19 protein-coding genes are annotated in these 23,213 nt (G+C 72.1%); 11 read left to right on the forward strand and 8 right to left on the reverse strand.

Going from position 1 to position 23,213, the window contains the following annotated elements; genetic code table 11:
* Positions 1-122: 122 nt before the first annotated feature.
* The 3 genes from ACFVH5_RS24555 to ACFVH5_RS24565 form a co-directional block, all read right to left on the reverse strand.
* Complete coding sequence (locus tag ACFVH5_RS24555) at positions 123-2,384, reverse strand: molybdopterin oxidoreductase family protein (RefSeq protein ID WP_385835874.1); 2,262 nt, start codon at positions 2,382-2,384, stop codon at positions 123-125.
* A gap of 154 nt (positions 2,385-2,538) precedes the next feature.
* Positions 2,539-3,159, reverse strand: a complete 621-nt coding sequence (locus ACFVH5_RS24560) for a TetR family transcriptional regulator (protein WP_384812785.1) — start codon at positions 3,157-3,159, stop codon at positions 2,539-2,541.
* 150 nt (positions 3,160-3,309) lie between these two features.
* Positions 3,310-4,047 carry a hypothetical protein gene (locus ACFVH5_RS24565; RefSeq protein WP_385835875.1) on the reverse strand — a complete coding sequence of 246 codons (738 nt, stop codon included), beginning with the start codon at positions 4,045-4,047 and terminating at the stop codon, positions 3,310-3,312.
* A 212-nt stretch (positions 4,048-4,259) separates the two neighbouring features.
* Between ACFVH5_RS24565 and hmgA the strand changes: the two genes are divergently transcribed.
* From hmgA to ACFVH5_RS24580, 3 genes are all read left to right on the forward strand, one after another.
* Positions 4,260-5,663 (forward strand): homogentisate 1,2-dioxygenase, encoded by a 1,404-nt coding sequence (gene hmgA / locus ACFVH5_RS24570; RefSeq protein WP_385835876.1) that lies wholly within the window; start codon positions 4,260-4,262, stop codon positions 5,661-5,663.
* Positions 5,664-5,762: 99 nt separating this feature from the next.
* The gene (locus ACFVH5_RS24575; protein WP_385835877.1) at positions 5,763-6,512 is read left to right on the forward strand and encodes a GntR family transcriptional regulator; all 750 of its coding nucleotides are present in this window, start codon (positions 5,763-5,765) and stop codon (positions 6,510-6,512) included.
* Between the two features lie 41 nt (positions 6,513-6,553).
* Entirely contained in the window at positions 6,554-7,771 is a 1,218-nt protein-coding gene (locus ACFVH5_RS24580; RefSeq protein ID WP_385835878.1) for a type ISP restriction/modification enzyme, read from the forward strand.
* 134 nt (positions 7,772-7,905) lie between these two features.
* Here ACFVH5_RS24580 and ACFVH5_RS24585 read toward each other — a convergent pair whose 3' ends face one another.
* Entirely contained in the window at positions 7,906-8,619 is a 714-nt protein-coding gene (locus ACFVH5_RS24585; protein ID WP_385835895.1) for a TetR/AcrR family transcriptional regulator, read from the reverse strand.
* An 84-nt stretch (positions 8,620-8,703) separates the two neighbouring features.
* On the opposite strand from ACFVH5_RS24585, the gene ACFVH5_RS24590 reads away from it, so the two are divergent.
* From ACFVH5_RS24590 to ACFVH5_RS24600, 3 genes are all read left to right on the forward strand, one after another.
* Positions 8,704-9,660, forward strand: coding sequence for an ATP-binding cassette domain-containing protein (locus ACFVH5_RS24590; RefSeq protein ID WP_385835879.1), 957 nt, complete (start codon positions 8,704-8,706; stop codon positions 9,658-9,660).
* Positions 9,657-10,475 carry an ABC transporter permease gene (locus tag ACFVH5_RS24595; RefSeq protein ID WP_385835881.1) on the forward strand — a complete coding sequence of 273 codons (819 nt, stop codon included), beginning with the start codon at positions 9,657-9,659 and terminating at the stop codon, positions 10,473-10,475. The genes ACFVH5_RS24590 and ACFVH5_RS24595 overlap by 4 nt, the downstream gene beginning before the upstream one ends.
* Positions 10,476-10,739: 264 nt before the next feature.
* Positions 10,740-11,936 (forward strand): CaiB/BaiF CoA transferase family protein, encoded by a 1,197-nt coding sequence (locus ACFVH5_RS24600; protein ID WP_385835883.1) that lies wholly within the window; start codon positions 10,740-10,742, stop codon positions 11,934-11,936.
* A gap of 91 nt (positions 11,937-12,027) precedes the next feature.
* On the opposite strand, the gene ACFVH5_RS24605 is transcribed toward ACFVH5_RS24600, so the two are convergent.
* From ACFVH5_RS24605 to ACFVH5_RS24615, 3 genes are all read right to left on the reverse strand, one after another.
* Entirely contained in the window at positions 12,028-12,297 is a 270-nt protein-coding gene (locus ACFVH5_RS24605; RefSeq protein WP_107021126.1) for a hypothetical protein, read from the reverse strand.
* Between the two features lie 115 nt (positions 12,298-12,412).
* Complete coding sequence (locus tag ACFVH5_RS24610) at positions 12,413-13,198, reverse strand: anti-sigma factor domain-containing protein (RefSeq protein ID WP_385835884.1); 786 nt, start codon at positions 13,196-13,198, stop codon at positions 12,413-12,415.
* A complete protein-coding gene (locus ACFVH5_RS24615; protein ID WP_210890244.1) occupies positions 13,195-13,785 on the reverse strand; it encodes a sigma-70 family RNA polymerase sigma factor in 591 nt (196 codons plus the stop codon). Before ACFVH5_RS24615 ends, ACFVH5_RS24610 begins: the two co-directional genes overlap by 4 nt.
* Positions 13,786-13,994: 209 nt before the next feature.
* Between ACFVH5_RS24615 and ACFVH5_RS24620 the strand changes: the two genes are divergently transcribed.
* The 4 genes from ACFVH5_RS24620 (at position 13,995) to ACFVH5_RS24635 (ending at position 20,707) form a co-directional block, all read left to right on the forward strand.
* The gene (locus tag ACFVH5_RS24620) at positions 13,995-15,533 is read left to right on the forward strand and encodes a DUF4331 domain-containing protein (RefSeq protein ID WP_385835885.1); all 1,539 of its coding nucleotides are present in this window, start codon (positions 13,995-13,997) and stop codon (positions 15,531-15,533) included.
* Positions 15,534-15,672: 139 nt separating this feature from the next.
* Positions 15,673-17,184 carry a tetratricopeptide repeat protein gene (locus tag ACFVH5_RS24625; protein WP_385835886.1) on the forward strand — a complete coding sequence of 504 codons (1,512 nt, stop codon included), beginning with the start codon at positions 15,673-15,675 and terminating at the stop codon, positions 17,182-17,184.
* A gap of 95 nt (positions 17,185-17,279) precedes the next feature.
* Positions 17,280-18,962, forward strand: a complete 1,683-nt coding sequence (locus ACFVH5_RS24630; RefSeq protein WP_385835896.1) for a sulfite exporter TauE/SafE family protein — start codon at positions 17,280-17,282, stop codon at positions 18,960-18,962.
* Positions 18,963-19,006: 44 nt separating this feature from the next.
* Positions 19,007-20,707, forward strand: coding sequence for a serine/threonine-protein kinase (locus tag ACFVH5_RS24635; protein ID WP_385835887.1), 1,701 nt, complete (start codon positions 19,007-19,009; stop codon positions 20,705-20,707).
* 52 nt (positions 20,708-20,759) lie between these two features.
* On the opposite strand, the gene ACFVH5_RS24640 is transcribed toward ACFVH5_RS24635, so the two are convergent.
* Positions 20,760-21,569, reverse strand: a complete 810-nt coding sequence (locus ACFVH5_RS24640) for an SGNH/GDSL hydrolase family protein (protein ID WP_384812752.1) — start codon at positions 21,567-21,569, stop codon at positions 20,760-20,762.
* A gap of 317 nt (positions 21,570-21,886) precedes the next feature.
* Between ACFVH5_RS24640 and ACFVH5_RS24645 the strand changes: the two genes are divergently transcribed.
* Positions 21,887-23,095, forward strand: coding sequence for a S8 family peptidase (locus ACFVH5_RS24645; RefSeq protein WP_385835888.1), 1,209 nt, complete (start codon positions 21,887-21,889; stop codon positions 23,093-23,095).
* Positions 23,096-23,213 lie beyond the last annotated feature (118 nt).

A 23,213-nucleotide genomic window follows, 5' to 3' on the forward strand; every position in this document is an offset into this window, starting at 1 on the left:
CTAACGTTCGCCCTTGAACTCCCACCAGGGACGGCGGTTCGAGTGACGTTAGGTCGGGCCGACAAGTCTTAACAAGATGTTGACACGAGAGCAATAAGCGCAAAACTCCTGGTCACAGCGGTTCACGGCGTGGGGGCCGCCGGCGCGACCTCGATGGGTACGCCGTTGAGGACCGCGGTGCCGGACAGCGGGTCGAGCAGGCTGCCGTTCAGGAGCTGGTTGACGTTGACACCGGGGTCCGCGGTGGCGTGCTTCAGCCGGGTGCCGGGCCGGTCGTGTCCCCAGCCGTGCGGCAGGCTCACGACGCCGCGCCGTACGGAGTCGGTGACCTCGGCGGGGGCGACGACCTCTCCCCCGGCGCCCTTCACGCGTACGGGTGTGCCGTCGCCGACGCCGAGGCGTTCGGCGTCGTCGGGGTGGATGTGCAGGGTGCAGCGGTTGGTGCCGCCGGTGAGGGCGGGGATGTTGTGCATCCAGCTGTTGTTGGAGCGCAGATGGCGGCGGCCGACCAGGACGAGGCCGTCGGGGCGCTGCCGGAGGGCGTCCCTGAGCCGCGGGAGGTCGTCGGCGAGCGGCTGCGGAAGGAGTTCGACGAGGCCGCTGCGGGTCTTGAGGGGGCCGGGCAGCCGCGATCGGAGGGGCCCGAGGTCGATGCCGTGGGGCGCGGCCAGCAGCGTCTTCAGGTTGAGGCCGTCGGGGCGGGCGCCGAATCCGTCGCCGTACGGGCCCAGGCGCAGCATCATGTCGAGGCGGCGCTCGGGGCCGGTGTCACCGGTGAGGGCGGCGGCGAGTTCGCGGGGGTCGCGGCCGTGCACCGGGGAGTGCGGTTCCTTGACGGCCCTGGCGAGGGTCTGGTCGACGACCAGGGTGTCGACGGCGGAGGGGTCGGCGCCGTGCATGCCGGTCGCGGCGAGGACGAGCCGGGCGAGGATCTCCGTCTCGGCCTTCCTGCCGGGTTCCAGGGGGACGGCGGCGCGGGTGTAGCGGACCTGGTTGCGGACGGCGAGGGTGTTGAAGGCGAAGTCGTGGTGCGGGCTCTGCGAGGGCGGGGGCGGGGGCAGTACGACGTGGGCGTGGCGCGAGGTCTCGTTCAGGTACGGGTCGACGCTGACCATGAAGTCGAGCGAGTCGAGGGCCTTGTCCAGGCGGTCGCCGTCGGGGGCGGAGAGGACGGGGTTGGCGGCGACGACGACGAGGGCGCGGATGGGTTCGCCCTCCTCGGTGGCGGTGTCGATCTCCTCGGCGAGCGCGGCGAGGGGCAGTTCGCCCTTGGCCTCCGGGTGACGGCTGACGCGGCTGTGCCAGCGGCCGAGCGCGAAGCCGCGGCCGGGTCCCGCGGGGCGGGGTGTGCGGTCGGTGGCGGCCTGCGGGAAGAGGGCGCCGCCGGGCCGGTCGAGGTTGCCGGTGAGGATGTTGAGGACGTCGACGAGCCAGCTGGCGAGGGTGCCGTGCGGGACGGTGCAGCTGCCGATGCGGCCGTACACGGCGGCGGTGGGCGCGGCGGCGAGTTCACGGGCGAGCGCGCGGATGGTGTCGGCGTCGACGTCGCAGGCCCCGGCTGCGGCCTCGGGCGTGAAGTCGCGTACGGCGTCGCGCAGTTCGTCGTATCCCTGGACCAGTTCGCTCAGCTCGCCGAGGTCGGTGAGGTGCTCGTCGAAGAGGACGTACGCCATGGCCGCGAGGAGCAGGGCGTCGGTGCCGGGGCGGACGGGGACGTGCCGGTCGGCGAGCTTGGCGGTGCGGGTGCGGCGGGGATCGATGACCGTGAGGGTGCCGCCGCGCGCCTTGAGGGCCTTGAGCTTGCCGGGGAAGTCGGGTGCGGTGCACAGACTCCCGTTGGACTCCAGGGGGTTGGCGCCGATCAGCAGCAGGTGGTCGGTGTGGTCGAGGTCGGGTACGGGGATCGCGTTGGCGTCGCCGTAGAGGAGACCGCTGGAGACGTGCTTGGGCATCTGGTCGACGGTGGACGCGGTGAAGACGCTGTGCGTGCCGAGTCCGGAGAGCAGGACGGCCGGGTAGAGGGCGCCGGCCATGGTGTGGACGTTCGGGTTGCCGAGGACGGCTCCTACGGAGTGCGGGCCGTACCGCTCGACGACCGGTCGCAGTCCGGCGGCGACGGCGTCGAAGGCCTCTTCCCAGGTGGCCTCGCGCAGTTCGCCGTCCTTGCGTACGAGGGGGGTGCGCAGGCGGTCCGGGTCACCGTCGGCGGCCCCGAACGAGGCCCCTTTCGGGCAGATGAACCCCTGGCTGAACACATCGTCGCGGTCCCCGCGCGCGCTCGTCACCCGGGTCCCCTCGATGGTGAGCGTCAGCCCGCAGGTGGCCTCGCAGAGCGGGCAGATGCGCAGGGCTGTACGGGAGTGGGAGTCGGCGGTGGTGGACACGGGTCCTCCCGGAGGGAACGGCGACAACGGTGGCGCTCTGACCGGGCCGAGCATACCGACCGGTATGAACGGTGGGGAGGGGGTGCGGGACGCCGATGTTCGCGCGTCCCGGAGCCGGCGGCGGGGCGGGGGGCCGTCACCGCCGCACGGCCGGTCAGTCGAGCGAGCGTGAGAGATACGCCCGGAGCAGTTCCCGTGTCTCGCCTATGACCCGCTCGTCGCCCGCCGGGTCGAGGCGGAAGGCGAGCTGGACGAGGGTGTCGGCGGCCTCGACGGCGATGAGGAAGATCCGCCGGAGGTCGTCGTCGGGGGCGCGGTCGAGATACGTGGAGAGCATGTCGGTCAGCCGGTCGGCGACGCGGGTGTTGGGCTCGGCGTCGCGGGTGCCGACGGGTATCTGGTTGCCGAAGTCGACGAGCGAGAAGCCGGGGGCGGTGCGCTTCATGGCGAGGTACTCGTCGAGGACCGCGTCCATGGCCACCCGCCAGCCCGCTCCGCTGCCGGTCTCCCGGAGTCGCTGGGTGACGCGGTCGGTGTAGATGTCCAGGTTGCGCTGGGCGAGCGCGTCGACCATGGCCCGCTTGTTGCCGAAGAACCGATAGACGGACCCGATGGGCACGCCGGCGCGCAGGGCGACGGCACGGGTGCTCAGGGCGTCGTAACCGACCTCGTCCAGGAGGTCGGCGCAGGCGTCGAGGATGCGGGTGAGTCGTTCGGCACTACGGCGCTGGACGGGCGCGCGGCGCAGCGAGGTCGCTTGGGGCACGGGCTTCATGATGCCTTTCCGCCGGGGTCCGGTGAACCTTGCCCTGGGGTACGAAGTGGATGCCCGTACCACTCATCCGACGGGGCGGGCGGCTTTCCGTGGGGGCGCGCACCACCTGGCGTGGCGGCCGTGGGGAACGCCCCCCGCAGACAGTGCAGATCATGCACCGCTGCTCACGAGAACAGGGGACAGGAGCAGGAGGCCGCCGGCCAGGACGGCCGGGGTGGCTCGGGGCGGCGGGCCGTCGGCCGGGGTGGGCAGGAGCGCGCCGCCCACCGGGGACTCCGCGGACCGCGCGGCCCCGGCCGTCGACGCCCAGCCGTCTTCCGGGGACACCGAAGGCGTCGTTCGGCGGGAGGTCGGTTCGGGGGCCGGGTTCGACACCGTGATGTCCGCCGTGCCGGCGACGGGCTCGCCGTCCACGGCCCATACCGTGTCGTCGGCGGCGTGCAGGCGCACCGTCACCTGGTGGGTGCCGCGCGGGACGATGTCGCCCGCCAGGTGGTGGGTCGGACCCCGGAGCAGGGCCAGGGGGCGGTCGTCCAGCCGGAGCAGTGCGTACCCGCGGCCCGGTTCGGCCTTCTTCTCCGTGCCTGCCGGCGAGAAGCGGAAGTCGTGGACGGTCAGCCTGACGTCCCAGCCCGCGTCGGCGTCGTCGGCGGCACCGCCCATCGCGGGCTGTATCTCGATCTCGACCTCGGGTGCGCTCTTCTTGTCGATCTCACGGTAGTGCCGCCCCTCCTCGTCCGTGTCCTTCAGCACCCTGCCCACCGGTGACGGTCTGACCTCGTCGTCCTCGCGCGCGCCGCCGGACCCGCAGCCCGTCGCTCCGGCGAGCAGAGCTCCGAACAGGGCACAGACCGCGAGCGCGGTGAGGAATGCGCGCGTCCACGACATGCCGGGAGATTAGAGCACCGCTCCGACAGCCGGATCCCTCTTGAGTCGGGTTCTTGGGCCCAGTCGGGTGGTCCGGCCCCCAGTCCTGGCCACCTCCGCGGGTCTGGCGCGAACCCGCCGTCTCCCGCCGGGCCCCGGCTCCTCCCTCTTGCGCACCGATTCACCGAATCCTACGGTGATGCATAGGAATCAGAACGAGGGAGCGATCACTCATGAGCGGGGACGCGCGCAACGACGCCACGGCACTGCGGAAGGCCGCCGAGGCGCTGACGTATCTCTCCGGGTTCGGCAACGAACACAGTTCGGAGGCGGTCCCGGGCGCCCTCCCGCACGGCCGCAACTCACCGCAGCGGGTCCCGCTCGGGCTGTACGCGGAACAGCTGAGCGGGTCCGCGTTCACCGAGCCTCGGGCGCACAACCGCCGCTCGTGGCTGTACCGCATCCGCCCGTCGGCCGCGCACCCCGCCTTCACCCGCACGGACAACGGCACCCTGCGCTCGGCCCCCTTCACCGAGTCGGTGCCGGACCCCAACCGGCTGCGCTGGAACCCCCTGCCGGAGCCGGCGCCGGACACCGACTTCCTGGCGGGCCTGTGGACCCTCGGCGGCAACGGCGACGTCACCCAGCGCACCGGCATGGCCGTGCACCTGTATCACGCCAACTCCTCGATGCGGCGGGTCTTCAGCGACGCCGACGGCGAGCTGCTGATCGTGCCCGAACACGGCGGGCTGCTCCTGCGCACCGAGTTCGGGCTGCTGCATGTGGAGCCAGGACATGTGGCGCTCATTCCCCGTGGGGTCCGCTTCCGTGTGGAGCTGCTGGGCGATGCCTCCGACACTGACGGGCAGACCACACACCCGACCGCCCGGGGTTATGTGTGCGAGAACTATGGGGCGCCCTTCCAGCTCCCCGACCTCGGCCCGATCGGCGCCAACGGGCTCGCCAACCCCCGGGACTTCCGCGCACCGGTCGCCGCGTACGAGGACGTGGAGGGCGACGGGCCGGGAGGGAACACCGCCGGGCCCGTGGAAGTGGTCAACAAGTTCTGCGGCAACCTCTGGACGGCGATGTACGACCACTCGCCGCTGGATGTCGTCGCCTGGCACGGCAACCATGTGCCGTACACCTACGATCTGAGCCTTTTCAATGTGATCGGCACCATCAGCTACGACCACCCCGACCCGTCCATCTTCACCGTGCTGACGTCACCGTCCGACACCCCGGGCCTCGCCGGCGTCGACTTCGTGGTCTTCGCGCCGCGCTGGCTGGTGGGCGAGGACACCTTCCGGCCGCCCTACTTCCACCGGAACGTGATGAGCGAGTACATGGGGCTCATCGAGGGCGCGTACGACGCGAAGGCGGAGGGGTTCGTGCCGGGCGGCGGTTCGCTGCACAACATGATGTCCGCGCACGGCCCCGACCGGGAGACCTTCGAGCGGGCCAGTGCCGCCGAGCTGCGACCGCAGAGGATCGACGACGGTCTGGCCTTCATGTTCGAGACGCGCTGGCCCGTCACCGCCACCGCGCAGGCCGCCCACGCCGAGCACCTCCAGGCCTCGTACGACGACGTGTGGCAGGGGCTGGAGCGGCACTTCCGGGCGGGCGGGCGGCCGTGACGGCGCACGGCCCCCGCCGGCCCCGGACGACCGCTTCCCGTGGCCGCCCGTCGTGAGCGCCCGTTGCAACCGACGCCCGCGACCGGTACGGATACCCTCGTGACCTCCTTCGCGCCGGACTCGATCGTCCTGAACCGCAAGCTGCCGCTCTGGTATCAGGTGTCGCAGTCCCTGCGCGCCTCGATACTCGGGCGGTCCGCGCAGGATCCACTGCGCCTGCCCACCGAGGAACAGCTGGCCGAGCACTACGGGGTGAGCGTGCTGACCATGCGGCAGGCGCTCAAGGAGCTGGAGAGCGAGGGGCTCATCACCCGGCACCGCAGACGCGGCACGTTCATCGAGCCGAGCGCCCTGCGGGGCGCGCCGGTCCGCCTCCTCGGCTCGGTCGACGCCATCGTGGCCCAGCAGTCCGGCATGACGACGGAGCTGCTCGACCACGGCAGCGAGCCCGTGTCCGGCGAACTCTCCGCGTACTTCCCGGATCTCGCCGAGGTGGCCACGTACCACCGGCTGCGCAGCGACGAGAAGACCGGTGAGCCGACCAACCACGCCCGCAACTACGTGCGGCCGGAGCTGGCGGCCCTGTTCGATGCGGAGGATCTGGTCCGCTGGCCCATGACCAAGGTCCTGCGGGATGTCGCGGGGGCGAAGATCGGCCAGATCACCGACACCGTCGAGGCGCGGCTCGCCGACCCGGAGACCGCCCGGCTGCTCCAGGTCCCGCTGCTGAGCCCGATCCTGCACTACACGGGCGTCGTGCACGGCGCGGACGGCCGGGCGCTGGACGTGGTCCGCATCCACTACCGGGGCGACCGTTTCTCGTTCACCGTCACCCTCGACGCCCACTGACCGTGCGGGACCCGGCCGCCGCCCACGGGCCACGTCGTACGATGCCGAGCGTGACGCACGACGACGCTCCGCTGCTCGCGGACCTCATGCCGTGGTCCGTCGCACCTCCCCGGCTGGGCCGGGCGTGGCCGGCGGCCCCCGACCCGGCGTCCCTGAAAGCGCGGTGGGACGCCCTGGTGAAGGCCGAGGGGCCCGACCGGGAGGCGTTGTTCGGCGCCACCCGCGCGCGGACCCTGCACTCGGCCGTGGGGCAACTGCCCGGCCAGGCCTCCGGTACGGGCCGGCTGGCGCGCGCCTCGGGCCCGTGCGCGGAGCCGGTGCGGATCCAGACCGGCCCGTTCGACGAGCAGTGGCTGATCCCCGACCACCGGCTGATCGACGCGGCGCGTCCCGAGCTGTGGCGGGTGGCCGACGAGCACCAGGTGTTCGCGGTCGAGCAGCCGCCCTCGCCCGACGGCCCTGCGCTCCTCGTCTCGTCGGTGCTCCCGGTGGTCCCGCCGCAGTCGAAGCCTCCCGGGACGAAGGCGGCCCCCGTCGCCCGTCCCGGCCGCGTGCACCCCCTGTACCGGCGGCCCGGCGGCCTCGAACCGAACCTGGCACCGGGCCTGTTGGACCTTCTGGCCGAACGCCTCGGCCACTCCCCCGCCCCGCCGGACGTCCTCGCCTGGACGGTCGCGGTCGCCGGCCGGGGGCCGCGCGGGGTGACCGTCCCGCTCACGGCCGATCCCGAACTATGGTCGCTCGGTACGGAGTCGGGTCACCGCATGCTGTGGCTGATGCGCCGCGACGGCGAGCGCCCCAAGCTCCCCGGGGGCCGCCGCCCGTACGTACGGGCCCCGCTGCCGCCCTTCCCCGTCGAACCGCGCTACGACCGCGAGGAGGAGACCCTCCACCTCGACGAGGGCCGTATCTCCCCCGTCCCGCCCGCGGCCTGGGACTTCGAGGTCGGCGGCGTCCGCGTCCTGGACCAGTGGTTCGGCAGCAGGATCACCCGCCCCGAGCCCGGCACGCTGGAGGCCGTCCGCCCCACGACCTGGCCCCAGCCCTGGACCACGGACCTCCTGGAACTGGTGACGGTCCTGACCCTGCTGAGCGAACTGCGTTCACAGCGAGCGGAGTTGCCGCTCGGGGCGAACCCCATCACCACAACGGACCTCCACCAGGCGGGCGTCCTCCCACCCCCCACCACCACCCGACACCCAGCCTCGGTCCTGACCCACGAGGAGGAGGGCCCGGAGGGCCAGTTCACCCTGCTGTAACCCCCAGCCGTTCAGGGGGCGCAGCCCCAAGGGGCGCGGGGAACGGCGCAGTCTTTTGTCTTTCAGGGGCGCGGGGAACTGCGCGACCAGCCACGACGCACCCGCAGCTACAAAACAACCCTCCAGGGCCCCCTTCAGCGAGACGGGTCAAACCCGTCGAGCACCCGTTCCAACGCCCGCCGAAACACCGCCCCCAGATCAATCGGCCCCGAGTCCTCCGCGAACGCCGCAGCCATCCGCGGATAGACCCCACTGGCCACCTGACCCCCCAGATACGCCCCCCGCACCGCGTTCTCCCGCTCCTCGGACCACGGCAGCGCGCGCGCCCGCTCGGCGGTGGCCAGCTCGTTGCCGACGTACGTCGTCACCACGCCGTTGACCATCGCGACCAGCTCGAACTTCGTCCCGTACGTGCCGTCGAAGGAGTCGAGGCAGGCCAGGCAGTGCTCCAGATACCGCAGGGCGTTCGGGCTGAAGCCGTAGACCGGTGACATCAGGGCCGGCAGCCAGGGATGCCGGTGCATCAGCGCCCGCGCCTGGTACGCGACCCGGAGCATGTCGGCCCGCCAGTCCCCCGCCGGCTCCCACAACTCGTGCTCGGCGCTGACGGCGTCGACCATCAGCTCGTACAGGTCCTCCTTGCGCGGCACGTAGTTGTAGAGCGACATCGTCCCGCAGCCCAGTTCGGCCGCCACGTGCCGCATCGACACGGCGTCGAGGCCCTGCGCGTCCGCGATCCGCACGGCCGCGGCCGCGATGTCGGCCCGCGTGAACGCGGGCCTCGGTCCCCGCCCCGTGCGCTCGGGTCGGGCCCAGATCACTTCGGGTACGTCGGCACGTCCTGCCATCGGTGTCGCCAGCCCTGCCATCGGTGGATCCTGTCGCCACCATCCTAGTTACGTACAGCGTACGTAGTGCGCTATGGTCAAGCCATGACTACTACGTACGGCGTACTTAGTGAGGGTCTGGAGAAGCGCTTCGGGGACGTCCATGCCCTGCGCGGGCTGGATCTCGCGGTGGCGGAGGGCACGGTCTGCGGGCTGCTCGGCCCCAACGGCGCGGGCAAGACCACGGCGGTACGGCTGCTCACCACCCTGCTGCGGCCCGACGCCGGGTCCGCCCGGATCGCGGGGCACGATCTCGTACGGGAGCCGGCCGCCGTGCGCCGCTCGATCGCCGTGACCGGGCAAGGCGCCTCGGTGGACGGCGACCTCACGGGCCGGGAGAACCTGCGGCTGTTCGCGAGACTGCGCCGCCTCCCGAAGGCCGCCGCCCGTGCCGACGAACTGCTCGAACGCTTCGAGCTGACCGACGCGGCGGACCGGGCCGCGTCCACCTACTCGGGCGGTATGCGGCGCCGCCTCGACCTGGCCGCCTGCCTCCTCACCCGGCCCGCCGTCCTCTTCCTCGACGAGCCGACGACGGGCCTCGACCCGCACAGCCGCAACCAGATCTGGGAGGCCGTGCGCGCCCTGCGGTCCGAAGGGACGACCGTCCTGCTCACCACGCAGTACCTGGAGGAGGCGGACCAACTCGCCGACGACATCGTGCTGGTGGACCGGGGCCGGGCCGCCCACTCCGGGACGCCCGCCGAACTCAAGGCGCTCATCGGCTCGTACGCGGAGACGGTCGTCGCCCACGCGGACGCCATGGCGGGCGCGGCGGCCGTGCTGGACCGGCTGACCGGCTCCGCGCCGGCCTTCGACCAGGAGCGGCACGCCGTCGGCGCGGTCACCACCGACCCGACGCTCACGCTCCCCCGGCTGGTACGCGAACTCGACGCCGCCGGGGTGCCGTTGCTCGACGTGAGCCTGCGCGCGCCGACCCTCGACGACGTCTTCCTCCGCCTGACCGACGACCGGACCGACCAGAAGGAGCTCGTGACATGAGCGCACCCACACCTGCACCCACACCTGCAGCCGTCTCCGCCCTGGCCCACGACGGAACCGCGATGCTGGGCCGCCAGCTGCGCCGCATCCGGCACAACCCCGGCCTGCTGATCCTCACCCAGACCATGCCGGTCACGATGCTGCTGTTCTTCGGGTACGTCTTCGGCAGCGCGCTGGCCATGCCCGGCGAGGAGTACCGGGCCTTCCTCGTGCCGGGGCTGCTGGTCGCGACGGCGGCCAACGGCATCATGACGGGCATGTTCCAGGCGGCCCAGGACTCGCACCGGGGCGTCACGGACCGCCTCCGTACGCTGCCGATGAGCAGAGCCGCCGTACCGCTCGGGCAGGCCGCCGCCGACCTCGTCGTCACCGCGGCGGGCACGGTGCCGTTCCTGCTCGTGGGACTCGCGGTGGGCTGGCGGATCGAGGGCTCCGCGCTCGAAGCGGTGGCCGCCGTGGGGCTGCTGCTGCTCTTCCGGTTCGCGACCACGTGGATCGGCATCCTGCTGGGGCTCGTCTCACGCAGCGAGGAGGCGGCCGGGCAACTCGGGGGCGCGACCTTCGTCCTGCCGCTGCTGTCGAACGCGTACATCCCGACGGACAACCTGCCGGGCTGGCTGCGCACGCTCGCCGAATGGAACCCGATCAGCGCGGTCACCACGGCCCTGCGGGACCTGTTCGGCAACGCACCGGTACCACCCGACGGCGCCTGGCCGGTATCCCACCCCATCGCGGGCTCACTGGCCTGGTGCGCGCTCCTCATCACCATCTTCATGCCACTCGCGATACACCGATACACAACAGGCGAACGCTGACCCCCACCCCGCCCCTCGCCCCATCCGCCGGGGCACACCCCCGCCCCAAAGGGGCGCGAGGAACTGCGCGGCCCACCCCCACACACCCGCAGCCAACCAACCCACCCACCGTCCCCACCCCTCCCCCGGGGCGCAACCCCGCCTCGAAGGGGCGCGGGGAACTGCGCGACCAGCCCCCACGGACCCGCAGCCAAACAACCGGCCGCCGCCCCACCCCTCGGCACATGCATGACAAAGCCGCCGCCCACAGGCCATGATCCCCGCATGGAGTCGCAGCCCCTGCCCCTGGAGGGCATCACCGTCGTCGCCGTCGAGCAGGCCGTCGCCGCGCCCTTCGCCACCCGGCAGCTCGCCGACCTGGGGGCACGGGTGATCAAGGTCGAGCGCCCGGACGGCGGCGACTTCGCGCGCGGCTACGACACCGCCGCGAACGGACTCGCCTCGCACTTCGTGTGGTGCAACCGCGGCAAGGAGTCCGTCGCCCTCGATCTGAAGGACCCGCGCGGACTCGACGTGGTGCGCCGCCTGATCGCCGGCGCCGACGTCTTCGTACAGAACCTCGCGCAGGGCGCCGCCACGCGGCTCGGCCTCGACGCGGCGACCCTGTGCGCCGCGCACCCGCGGCTGATCGCCGTGGACATCTCGGGGTACGGGCCTTCGGGTCCCTACGCCGGCAAGCGGGCGTACGACATGCTCGTGCAGTGCGAGGCGGGTCTGGTGTCCGTGACCGGGACGGCCGGGCAGCCGGTCAAGGCGGGCATTCCGGCGGCCGACATCGCGGCGGCGATGTACGCGTTCTCGGGGGTCCTCGCGGCGCTGGTGCGGCGCGGGACGACCGGGCGCGGCGGGCCGGTGGAGGTGGCGATGCTGGACGCGCTGGCCGAGTGGATGGGGCATCCGCTGCACCATGCGATGCACGGAGGAACTCCCCCGGCGCGCACGGGGCTCGCGCACGCCGTCATCGCCCCGTACGACGGCTATCCGACGGGTGACGGCGGTCGGGTGCTGTTGTCGGTGCAGAACGACCGTGAGTGGTGCCGCCTCGCCGAACAGGTGCTGGAGCGGCCGGAGCTGGCCCACGATCCGGCGTACGCGACGAACGCGGCCCGGGTCGAGCACCGGGACCGTACCGACGGTCTGGTCACCGCAGCGCTCGCGGGGCTGACCGCGGAGGAGGCGGTGGCGCGGCTTGAGGCGGCCGGGATCGCCTGCGCGCTGCTGAGGGACGTGACGGAAGTGGCGGAGCATCCGCAGCTGGCGGCCAGGGACCGGTGGCGGGACGTCGGCTCGCCGGTCGGGCCGCTACGGGCTCTGCTGCCGCCGATCACGCTGCCGGGCGGGGACGCGGCGAGAATGGGGCCCGTACCCGCACTCGGGGAACACACCGAGGCGGTGCTGCGTGCCGTGGGGATGACGGACGATGAGATCGCAGCACTGCGCCGGGACGGTGTGTCCGCCTGAGCGCGGGTCGGGGTTCTGCTGGTCCTGCTGGTACTGCCGATGCCGCTGGTCCTGCTCGGTTCGGCCGCCTCTCAGCGACCGGGGTCGCCTGTCAGCGGCCGCCGAACAGGGAACGGCGCAGCCGGCGCAGTGGCGCGAAGAGCGAGACCCGCCTCACGCGCGCACTCCTGCCGGTGCGGTCGTGCGCGGTGTCACGTGCGGTCAGTTCGCGCATCAGAGACGTCGCCTCGGCCGCCTCGCGCTGAGGGATGGCAGGGCCACCCATCACCGAAAGATGGCGGTCGAGGCGCGAACTGGTCGCGCTGCTCCCACACGTGATCGCAGGGACTCGCGCCCTGCCACGCACTGTTATCTGTTCCATGTCACTCCCCACCCATACGAGGGCACCCGGCCCGGGCAGGTTAACCCTATCGCTCCCTCATCACACTCGTGTATCCCGGGCACGGGATTCACCTACCCGCAAAGGGGGTTGACGATTACTCTCCGAATCCGAGCGATTTCAGGGCGAGTTGGACAACCGGTGCGGTGGTGGGCTGCGGAGAGCCGCCGGACGGCTCGACGGTGACAGCGAGTGAGGTCGCGTCCGTATTCAGTCCGGTGGCAATCAAGGGCGTGTCGCCGTCGAGGAGCCCCAGGGAGCGCGGTTTCTCCTCCGGTCGCATGAGCCACAGCTGGTGGACCCCTTCGTTCGAAGGGGTACCGAGTCCGGCCGCGGTGACGACGGCGGTCTTCTGGGAGGCGGACGCGACGACACCGATACCCCGGCCGTTCGTGTCACGTCCGGCGGCGGCCCGTGCGTCCGGCGCCCCGAGAACGTGGGCGATCTCACGTGCCTGCGCCTGCTGTTCGGCCAGCCGGTCCTGTGTCCGGGACGCCTGCATGCCGAAGAGCGCGGCGACGACGAGGGCGGCGGCGGCCGTCGTGGAGGCGAGCGGGACGAGGAAGACCGAGAAGGGTGAGCGGCGGGCGCGGGAGGGCGGCCGTTCCGCGCGTGCGCGGGGCTGGGGTTCTGCGGAGGCCGACTCCTGAGGGGTCGTCCGGATGGCCGTCAGGACCCGGTCGCGCATCGCGGCGGGGGCCGGGGCTGCCGTGGACCAGGCGAGGCGCACGGCGTCCTCGCGCAGGGCGCGCACTTCGGCGGCGCAGCTGTCGCAGCGCTTCAGGTGCTTCTCGAATCGCTTGTGCTCATGGGGTTCCAGGGCGTCGAGGGCGTACGGGGCGGCCAGCGAGTGCAGATCACCGCGGCGGAAGAGGGTGCTCATGCGACACCTCCGAGGCAGTCGCGCAGCCGCGTGAGTCCGTCGCGCATGCGGGTCTTGACCGTGCCGAGCGGCAGGGAGAGCCGTTCGGCGACCTCACGGTAGGTGTAGCCGTCGTAGTAGGCCAGGGTGACGGACTGTCGTTGCAGGGCGGTGAGCCGGTCCAGGCAGCGGCGTACCCACTCCCGTTCGAGGCCGGCCTCGACCTCCTCGGCGACGTGGTCGAAGGCGGGGCCGTTCGCCCGCCGGGCCATGCGCAGTTCGCGTTCCGTGGCGGAGCGGGCGCTGCGGACCCGGTCGACGGCCCTGCGGTGCGCGAGGGTCAGGACCCAGGCGAGCGCGGTGCCGCGGCCGGGGTCGTAGCGCGCGGCGGAGCGCCAGAGTTCGAGAAGCACCTCCTGCGCCACCTCCTCGGACTGGGCCGGATCGCGCACCACCCTGCGCACCAGCCCGAAGACCGGCCCGGACACCAGGGCGTACAGATCCTCGAAGGCCTTCTGGTCGCCTCCGGCCACGAGCACCAGAAGTTCGTCCGCCTCCACCCGTTTCCCCCTTCGCCGGTCTGAACGGCTCGTCCCGTCCTCACGTATTCGGCGCAGGAACGCCGTCGGATGGGGTTACGGATCAGCCGCTCGAAAACGCGGGTGAATTTCGAACCAATCCTTATTCCCCCCGGCTCCGAATGGCGTGCATCAGGCATCACCCACCGACGCGGTACGAGCGTGGGGGCGGACCGGTCGACAGGTCCCTCCCGCCACATCACCGCCGGAACACAGCTTTGGGACAGAGGACGGACGGCATGACACCTTTCACCAGTGGGTTCGTGGGACGCAGGAGCCTCGCGACCCTTGTCTGCGGTGCGCTGGCCACCGGCGGGCTCGCGGCCGTCGGCGTGACCGCGCTCGAACCGGGGGCGGCCAGCGCCTCCAGTCACCGGGAGGCTCCGCTCATCTCGGGGCAGCCGCAGTACGACAACACCGACGTGTACGCGTTCGCGAGCCCCGACAAACCGGATACGACGACCATCGTCGCCAACTGGATCCCGTTCGAGGAGCCGGCCGGCGGACCGAACTTCTTCCCGTTCGCCGAGGACGCCCAGTACGACCTGCACATCGACAACAACGGTGACGCGCAGGGCGAACTGGTCTTCCGCTACACGTTCGAGACGCACGTCAAGAACGACAAGACCTTCCTGTACAACACCGGCCCGGTCGAGAGCCTCGACGACCCGGACCTCAACATCACGCAGACGTACGACATAGACCTGCTGCAGCTCAAGGACCAGCACCTGGTCAAGAAGACGAAGTACGCGGACGACGTGGCGGTCGCGCCGTCGAACGTCGGCAAGGCGTCCATGCCGGACTACGCCAAGCTCCGTTCCGAGGCCGTGCACGAACTGCCGGGCGGGGCGACGACGTTCGCCGGCCAGGCGGACGACCCGTTCTTCCTCGACCTGCGCGTCTTCGACCTGCTGTACGGCGGGAACCTGTCCGAGGTCGGCAACGACACCCTCAAGGGCTACAACGTCAACTCCGTCGCCCTCCAGCTCCCGAACGACGTGATCCAGGAGTCGGCCGACCAGCCGATCGTGGGCATCTGGTCGACGACGCAGCGCAAGAACGCGAGCGGCCACTACCGCCAGGTCTCGCGCCTGGGCATGCCGCTGGTGAACGAGGTCGTCAACCCGATCAAGGACAAGGACAAGTTCAACGCGTCCGCGCCCTGGAACGACGGTGACTTCCTGAAGAACGTCACCGAGCCCGAGCTGCCGAAGCTCATCGAGGCGATCTACAAGATCGAGGCGCCCGACGAGCCCCGCAACGACCTGGTCGACGTGTTCCTGAAGGGCGTCGAGGGCCTCAACCAGCCGCCGCACGTGCGTCCTTCGGAGATGCTGCGCCTCAACACCTCCATCAAGCCGGCCACCGAGGAGAAGCGTCTCGGTGTGCTGGACGGCGACAACGCGGGCTTCCCGAACGGCCGCCGGCTCGGCGACGACGTGCTGGACATCGCACTGCAGGTCGTCGAGGGCGAACTGGTCGGCTCCAAGAACGACCTCGGTGACGCCGTCGACAAGAACGACGTGAAGTTCGAGAAGACGTTCCCGTACGTCGGTCAGCCGACCTCGGGTTCGCGCGGGCCGCTGGCCAAGGGCACGACCGGCACCAACGACGTCCGCAACCAGCTCGGTGACGCACTGCAGCCCGCCGGTACGACCGGCACGGGCGGTATGGACGACACCACGCTGATCGCCGTCTCGGCGGCCTCGGGCGCGGCCGGGTTCCTGCTCGTCGGCACGGGTCTGCTCTGGTGGCGCAGCCGCCGCCGGTCGTACTGACCCGCGGCCTGCCGGCATCCCTGACTGGCGCGGTCCGTGCGTAACCGTCCCCCACGGCGCACGGGCCGCGCCACCCACCCCGGCGAACGCATCCATCACGTGAACCACCTTTTCCAGCACAGCGATTGAGGAGAGCGCAATGTCCCCGCGTAGCAACGACGACGCGCAGGAGAGGGACCTCGTCGACGAGGCCGCCGACCCGGCCGGGACGGCAGAGACAGCGGCCGACCCGACCGGGGCGGCCACGACGGCCGAGACGGCAGGGGCGGCCGAAACGGCAGGGACCGACCGGCCCGCGCCCGGGGAGCGCCGCGGGTCCGGGCGGTCACGGGTGCTGCAGCTCGCGGCCTGCGCCGTCGCTCTCGCCGTCGCGATGACCGCGGGGGCCGTGGTGCTGGGCAACAGGGACGGCGACGGCACGAGCACGGTGTCGTCCGCGCCCGGCCTCGATCCCGAACTGCTGGCGGGCGGCAGCCTGGCCTCGGGCATCTCCGCACTGCAGTCCCATCTCAAGGCGCAGCCCAAGGACTCGGGCGGCTGGGCCACGCTGGGCATGGCCTATGTCGAGCAGGCCCGCACCAACGGCGACCCGTCCCGCTATCCGCAGGCGCAGCGCGCGCTGGAGCGGTCGCTGAAGCTGAGCCCCGACAACGATCCGGCGCTGGCGGGCCGGGCGGCGCTCGCCGCGGCCCGGCACGAGTTCCCCGAGGCGCTGGCCTTCTCGGAGAAGGCACTGGACGAGAACGCCTTCAACGAGCGCGCGCTGTCGGTCCGTATCGACGCCCTGGTCGAGCTGGGCCGCTACAAGGAGGCGGCGAAGGCCGCCGACGAGGCCGACTCCCGCCGTCCGGGCGTCCCGGTCTTCGCCCGGTACGCCTATGTGCGTGAACTGCGCGGCGACATCGGGACGGCACGCCGCGTCCTGAAGCAGGCGCTGGCCGGTGCCACCGCGCCCGGGGACATCGCGTACGTGGCGGGTTCGCTGGGCCAGCTCTCCTGGCGCGAGGGCGACTACGACGTGGCGCTGACGTACTACGAGCGGGCGCTGCGGGCCGACAAGACCTATCTGCCGGCGCTGGAGGGCCGCGCCCGCGCGCAGGCCGCGAACGGCGACCGGGCGGCCGCGATCCGCGGGATGGAGGAGGTCGTGGCGCGCTTTCCGCTACCGGGACCGCTGGTCGTGCTCGGCGAGCTGTACGAGGCACGCGACGACGAGGGCGACCCGGCGAAGGCCCGCGACCAGTACGCGCTGGTCGACGCCTGGACCTCGCTGGCCCGCGCCAACGGCGTCAACGCCGATCTGGACACCGCCCTCGCGGCGGCGGACCACGGCGACCGCAAGGCCGCCCTGCGCGCCGCCCGCGCGGAGTGGGAGCGCCGGCACACCGTGCACACCGCGGACGCGCTCGCGTGGGCCCTGCACGTCAACGACCGTGACGACGAGGCCCTGGCCTACGCCCGGCGGGCCACGGCGACCGGCTACCGCGACGCCACGTTCCTCTACCACCGCGGCGTGATCGAACGCGCCACGGGCCACGACAAGGAGGCCCGCGGCAGCCTGTCGTCGGCGCTCGAACTCAACCCGGGCTTCTCGCCGGTGGGCGCGAGGCAGGCCAAGAAGGCACTGACCGCCCTGGACGGTGCCCGGTGAGCGCCGCCGTACCGCGCGGGCTCCGCTCCCGCCTCACCCGCAACCGCGGGTCGTCCCTGCGCCGCCGCGCGTACGGGTCCTGCGCGGCCGTGCTCATGGCCGCCTGCGCGCTGGTGCTGATCCCCTCCGGGACGGCCTCGGCGCATCCGCTGGGGAACTTCACCGTGAACCGGTACGACGGTCTCGTCGTCGCGCCCGGAAAGCTGCGGGTCCTGCATGTGGAGGACCTCGCGGAGATCCCGGCGACCCAGGCGCAGCCCGCCATCGACAAGGCGGGCATGGGGAGTTGGGCCCGGGAGCGGTGCGAGGCGGCGGCCGGGAAGAGCCGGGTGACCGTGGGTGGGAAGCCCGTCGCGCTTGCCGTCGGCGAGAGCCGTGCCCGGGTGCGGCCCGGACAGGCCGGCCTCAAGACGCTGCGGGTGGAGTGCCGTTGGACGGCTCCGCTGCCCGAGGGGAACCTGGCGGTGCGCTTCCACGCCTCCGTGGACGACGGACCGGGCTGGCGCGAGGTCACCGCGCGCGGAGACCGGATGACGCTCGCCTCCTCCGACGTACCCGAGAAGTCCGTCTCGGGCGAACTGACCAAGTACCCGGCGGAGTTGCTGTCGTCGCCCGCCGACACGGCGTCCGCCTCCCTGCGCGTGCGCCCCGGTGGTCCCGCGCTCGTCGAGGAGGACACCGACGCGCCCGCCTCGTCCGTGCTGCCGCGCGGCGCCGACCGTTTCACGCGGGCGCTGGACGACTTGGTCTCCCGCCAGGACCTGACCTTCGGTTTCGCCCTGCTGGCCCTGGCGCTCGCGGTCCTCCTCGGCGCGCTGCACGCGCTCGCGCCGGGGCACGGCAAGACGCTGATGGCCGCGACGGCCGCGGCCCGCGGCGGCCGGGCGGGTATGCGCGACGTCCTGCCCCTGGCGGCGTCGGTGACCATCACCCACACTCTCGGCGTCGCGGCGCTGGGCCTCCTGGTCACCGCCGGCTCGGCGGCGGCGCCCTCCGTGGTGACCTGGCTGGGCGTGGCGAGCGGCGCCCTCGTGATGGCGGCCGGCCTCACCCTCGTACGACGGGCCTGGCGGAACCGAGCCCCTGCCCACACGCACGCTCCGGCACACGAGCACACACACGAAGGCGGGCACGCGCACACGCACGAGGCTGGGCACGCGCACGAGCACGGTCAGGGGCATGAGCACGGTACCGGGCACACCCACCAGCACGACAACGCCCTGGCCGGCGTCCACGAGCGTCGGCCCGTACTCGCGCACTCCCACGCCGGCGGTGCGGCCCGGACCTCGGGGCACGGCACCGCCGCCGCCCTCCTGGAACCGCCCCCGCACAGCCGTTCCGAGAAGGACGGCCACTCCCACGACCACGGTGACGGCCGTTCCCGCACCCACACCCACACCCATGGCGGCTTCACCCACAGCCACGAGATCGCGCCGACCCTGCGCGGCACGATCCTGCTCGGCTTCGCCGGCGGGCTGGTGCCGAGTCCGTCGGCCGTCGTCGTCCTGGTGGGCGCCGCCGCCCTCGGCAAGGCCTGGTTCGGGCTGCTGCTCGTCCTCGCGTTCGGCGTCGGACTCGCCCTGACCCTCACGGCGGCCGGGGTCGCCGTGGTCAAGCTGGGCAGTGGGGTGAGCCACGTGCTGGCGACCCGCTCACGCTGGGCCGACGGGCCGGTGGTCGCGCTGGTACGCAGGACCGTGCCCCTGGGGTCCGCGTTCGTCGTCGTGGCCCTCGGGGTCGGACTGGTGCTCAAGGGGGCGGCAACCGCACTCGGTTGAGCTACTTTTGTTCAGAATCGTGCGGATGCGAATGGGGGACGCCCGTGTCCGAAGAGCCGGGCAGTGAACGTGTGATCGCGGGCCGCTACCGTCTTCTCTCGCCGCTGGGCGAGGGCGGGATGGGGACGGTGTGGCGGGCCCGCGACGAGGTGCTGCACCGCGAGGTCGCCGTCAAGGAGGTACGGGCCCCGGGCGGGCTGCCGGGCCCCGACGTCGAGCGGATGTACGCCCGACTGGAGCGGGAGGCGTGGGCCGCGGCCCGGGTCTCGAACCGCAATGTGGTGACGGTCTACGACGTGGCGACGGAGGACGGCCGCCCGTGGATCGTGATGGAGCTGATCCGGGGGATCGCGCTGTCCGACGCGCTGGACGCCGAGGGCCCGATGCCTCCTCAGCGCGCCGCCCACATCGGCGCGGAGGTGCTCTCCGCGCTGCGGGCCGCGCACGAGGCGGGGGTCCTGCACCGGGACGTGAAGCCCGGCAACGTCCTGCTGTCGAACGACGGGCGGGTCGTGCTCACCGACTTCGGCATCGCCACGGTCGAGGGCAGTTCGGCGCTCACGATGACCGGTGAGGTGATCGGCTCGCCCGAGTTCCTCGCCCCTGAGCGGGCGCTGGGGCGTACGCCGGGGCCCGAGTCGGATCTGTGGTCGCTCGGTGTGCTTCTGTACGCGGCCGTCGAGGGGAACTCCCCGTTCCGTCAGAACACCCCGCTCAGCACCCTGCGCGCGGTCGTCGACGAGGAGTTGCCGCCGCCGCTGCGGGCGGGTCCGCTCGCCCCGGTCATCGAGGGGCTGCTGCGCAAGGACCCGGCGGAGCGCATGTCGGCCGAGGACGCCGAGCGGGATCTGCGGCTCGTCTCGGGCGGCGGAACGCCCCGTACGGGCACCCTCCCCTACGCGCCGACGGTCGCCACGTTCCCGCAGCCGGACCAGCGGGACGCGACCCGGCCGTCCCCGGTGCCGGCGTACTCACCCGCCGCACCCGGCCCGCCCAACCCGACCGCCACGACGACGACCGCCCAACCCGACCGTCCACGGCGCGCCGTGATCGTGATGATCGCGGGCCTGGCCGCGCTCGCCCTGGCCATCGCGGGCCTCAGTTACGCGCTGATCAACCGCGACAACGGGGGCGACGGGGGGAACGGGGCCAAGAGCTCGAACGGCGGGACCACGAGCGGCGGCTCGACCGGCGGGAACGACAGCGGCGCGAGCAACGGGAGCGACGGGGGCGGCACCGACGGCGGCTCGACGACGGAGAACTCCGGTACGAGCGGGTCGGACGGCGGCTCGACCACGAGCGGCGGGGCCACGACGCCCGCGCCCACCCAGTCCGTGAAGGTGACGGTCTCGGGCTCGCACACCGACTACACCGGTGCCTGCCCGCCGCCCGAGGCGGGGGCTCCGACCTTCACGGCGACGTTCACCGTGGGCGTCGTACCGGTCGATGTGCAGTACCGCTGGGTGACGGAGACCGGCGAGGTGTCCGACCCCGGCTGGAAGACGCTCTCGTTCCCGCAGGGCGGCGGGAAGAGCAAACAGAACACGGTCGTCCTGACGACGTACGACACGTCGGGGACGCTCACGAACAAGATCGGTGTGGAGGTCCGCAGCCCGCAGCAGACGAAGTCGAACCAGGTGCCCTTCTCGGTCACCTGCGAGACGGAGGCCCCGACGGGCGGGACCTCCGGCTCCGGTTCTCCCCAGGCACTGGCCCCGGACGGGGCGCTCAGGTCCTGGGGGTGAGCAGGCCGCGGGGCGGATCGGGCCCGCGGAATCGGTCAGGTGGCGGAATCGGTCAGGCGGCGGCGGTGAAGACGGGCAGGTAGCCGCCCGACTGGCCGGCGGCGGTCGGGTGGTAGGACTCGCCGATGTTCAGCCAGTTGACACTGTGGAGCCAGGCGCTGCCGGAGCAGATCTCGTGGTTGGTGAAGGTGGGGCGTACGTCGCCGAACGTGAAGCCGTGGTCGGCGGCGCGCTTGGCGATGGCGCTGTCCAGGTAGTCGGCGGCGCTGTTGATGGCGGCCCGTTCCGTCTCGGAGAGACCGGCCAGGCAGCTGCCGCTCAGCTTGTAGAAGCGGGGGTAGCCCAGGACGACCACCTGGGCCGCCGGGGCCTTGGCGCTGATCGCCGAGTAGACCGAGTCGAGCTTGCCGGGGAGGGTCGAGTCGACGTACGCCTTCGCCGTGTTGACGCGGGCGACGCAGGCGCTGTCGGACTGCAGGACGCAGGTCGTCATGACGTCGGCGAACCCGGCGTCGTTGCCGCCGACGGAGATCGAGACGAGGCCGGTGCCGGAGTTGAGCGGGCTCAGCTGGTTCGCCAGAACATCACCCGTACGAGCGCCCGAGCAAGCGGTGAAGTCGAAGGACGAGGGTGAATGCGCGGCCGCCCAGAGGTAGGGGTAGGCCTTCGTGCTGCGCTTGCAGTCGCCGCTGGAGCTGATGTAGCTGCCCGCGCCGACGCCGGAGGAGTAGGAGTCGCCGAGGGCCACATAGCCCGTGGCGGCGGCTTGTTGGGACGCCTGGGCCGTCGCTGCCCCGGTGAGGGCGAAAGCGGCGGCGAGGAGAAGTGAGGTCACGTATGCCGTAAGTCGGGAACGTCTCATGGAACCTCCCTTTAGCAGGATCTCTGCCGTGACTTTGGTACCAGCCACGCGTGTCGCCAGGAAGCGTTCATGCCAAGACTTTTCCGGTCAGGCAGGTAGTTCTTCCGGGCGTTCACCACACGTTCGATTGCGTGCTCATGACAGACATGTGACATACCCTCAACTCCCTTGAGCTACGCCCGTAGACCGATCACGCTGATGTCTCGGCCAGTAGCGGAACGCGACGCTCCTGGCTGTGCGCGCCATCACGTGCGCACCCCCCACAGACGCGCGCCCCAACCCAGGCGCGCGCCGCCTATGAGGAGGAATCCCTCGTAATGGCACAGCTGCGTAGCAAGAAGATCCGGATCGCCGCGGCGACCTCCGTGGTGACCGCCGCCCTGCTCGGCGCCGTCACCGCCCTCCCCGCCCAGGCCGCGCCGGCCGAGGGCCGGGTCCTGGCGGCCGACTCCCCCACCGCCGTCAAGGACAGCTACATCGTCACGCTCAAGAAGGGCGCCGGCTTCAAGGCCTCGTCGGCCCAGGGCAAGAGCCTCATCAAGGGGTACGGCGGCACCGTCGCGAAGACGTTCGGCGCCGCGCTCAACGGCTACTCGGCCAACCTCTCCGCGGCCGAGGCCCGCAGACTCGCCGCCGACCCGTCGGTGGCCGCGGTCGAGCAGAACCAGACCGTGCGGGCGAGCGACACCACCCAGTCCAACGCGCCCTGGGGTCTCGACCGCTCCGACCAGGCGTCACTGCCGCTCTCCGGCACGTACACCTACCCGGACTCGGCGGGCAGCGGGGTGACCGCGTACGTCATCGACACCGGCGTACGCATCACGCACGCGCAGATCAGCGGGCGGGCCAGCTACGGCTACGACGCCGTGGACGGCGACACCGTCGCCTCCGACGGCAACGGTCACGGCACGCATGTCGCCACGACCATCGCCGGCTCGACCTACGGCATCGCCAAGAAGGCGAACATCGTGGCGGTCCGCGTGCTCGACAACGCCGGGTCCGGTACCACCGCGGGTGTCATCGCCGGCATCAACTGGGTGACCGCGAACCACAGCGGCCCCTCGGTGGCCAACCTGTCGCTCGGCGGGGGCGCGTCCTCCACGCTGGACGCGGCGGTCTCCAACTCCATCGCGAGCGGGGTGACCTACGCGGTGGCGGCGGGCAACAGCAGCGCCAACGCCTCGTCGTACTCGCCGGCGCGGGTCGCCGCGGCGATCACCGTCGGCGCGACCACCAGCACGGACGCGAAGGCCAGCTACTCGAACTACGGTTCGGTGCTGGACATCTTCGCTCCCGGGTCGTCGATCACGGCGGGCTGGAACACGAGCGACACGGCTACGAACACGATCTCGGGTACGTCGATGGCCACGCCGCATGTCGCGGGCGCGGCGGCGGTGTACCTGGCCGGTCACACCTCGGCGACTCCCGCCCAGGTCGCCACGGCCCTGGTGAACGGCGCCACCACCGGCAAGGTCACGTCCCCGGGCACGGGCTCCCCCAACCGCCTCCTGAAGATAGTCCCGTAGCCCGTCCGCAGACAAAAGACTGCGCAGTTCCCCGCGCCCCTAAAAAGACGGGGCCACCCGCCCGCCCCCACGCGCGCCCCGGTGGGGGCGGGCCGCGCAGTTCCCCGCGCCCCTGAAG

Source organism: Streptomyces sp. NPDC127119 (genome assembly GCF_042677425.1).
In the GTDB taxonomy this organism is placed as follows: Bacteria; Actinomycetota; Actinomycetes; order Streptomycetales; family Streptomycetaceae; genus Streptomyces.

Bases quoted from the DNA above. Each gene is read 5' to 3' on its own strand.
- ACFVH5_RS24590 (WP_385835879.1), top strand. From the start codon at position 8,704: ATGACTACTACGTACGGCGTACTTAGTGAGGGTCTGGAGAAGCGCTTC.
- ACFVH5_RS24605 (WP_107021126.1), bottom strand. From the start codon at position 12,297: ATGGAACAGATAACAGTGCGTGGCAGGGCGCGAGTCCCTGCGATCACG.
- ACFVH5_RS24595 (WP_385835881.1), top strand. From the start codon at position 9,657: ATGAGCGCACCCACACCTGCACCCACACCTGCAGCCGTCTCCGCCCTG.
- ACFVH5_RS24630 (WP_385835896.1), top strand. From the start codon at position 17,280: ATGGCCGCCTGCGCGCTGGTGCTGATCCCCTCCGGGACGGCCTCGGCG.
- ACFVH5_RS24560 (WP_384812785.1), bottom strand. From the start codon at position 3,159: ATGAAGCCCGTGCCCCAAGCGACCTCGCTGCGCCGCGCGCCCGTCCAG.
- ACFVH5_RS24645 (WP_385835888.1), top strand. From the start codon at position 21,887: ATGGCACAGCTGCGTAGCAAGAAGATCCGGATCGCCGCGGCGACCTCC.
- ACFVH5_RS24625 (WP_385835886.1), top strand. From the start codon at position 15,673: ATGTCCCCGCGTAGCAACGACGACGCGCAGGAGAGGGACCTCGTCGAC.
- ACFVH5_RS24565 (WP_385835875.1), bottom strand. From the start codon at position 4,047: ATGTCGTGGACGCGCGCATTCCTCACCGCGCTCGCGGTCTGTGCCCTG.
- ACFVH5_RS24585 (WP_385835895.1), bottom strand. From the start codon at position 8,619: ATGGCAGGACGTGCCGACGTACCCGAAGTGATCTGGGCCCGACCCGAG.
- ACFVH5_RS24610 (WP_385835884.1), bottom strand. From the start codon at position 13,198: ATGAGCACCCTCTTCCGCCGCGGTGATCTGCACTCGCTGGCCGCCCCG.
- ACFVH5_RS24620 (WP_385835885.1), top strand. From the start codon at position 13,995: ATGACACCTTTCACCAGTGGGTTCGTGGGACGCAGGAGCCTCGCGACC.
- hmgA (WP_385835876.1), top strand. From the start codon at position 4,260: ATGAGCGGGGACGCGCGCAACGACGCCACGGCACTGCGGAAGGCCGCC.
- ACFVH5_RS24600 (WP_385835883.1), top strand. From the start codon at position 10,740: ATGGAGTCGCAGCCCCTGCCCCTGGAGGGCATCACCGTCGTCGCCGTC.
- ACFVH5_RS24580 (WP_385835878.1), top strand. From the start codon at position 6,554: ATGCCGAGCGTGACGCACGACGACGCTCCGCTGCTCGCGGACCTCATG.
- ACFVH5_RS24640 (WP_384812752.1), bottom strand. From the start codon at position 21,569: ATGAGACGTTCCCGACTTACGGCATACGTGACCTCACTTCTCCTCGCC.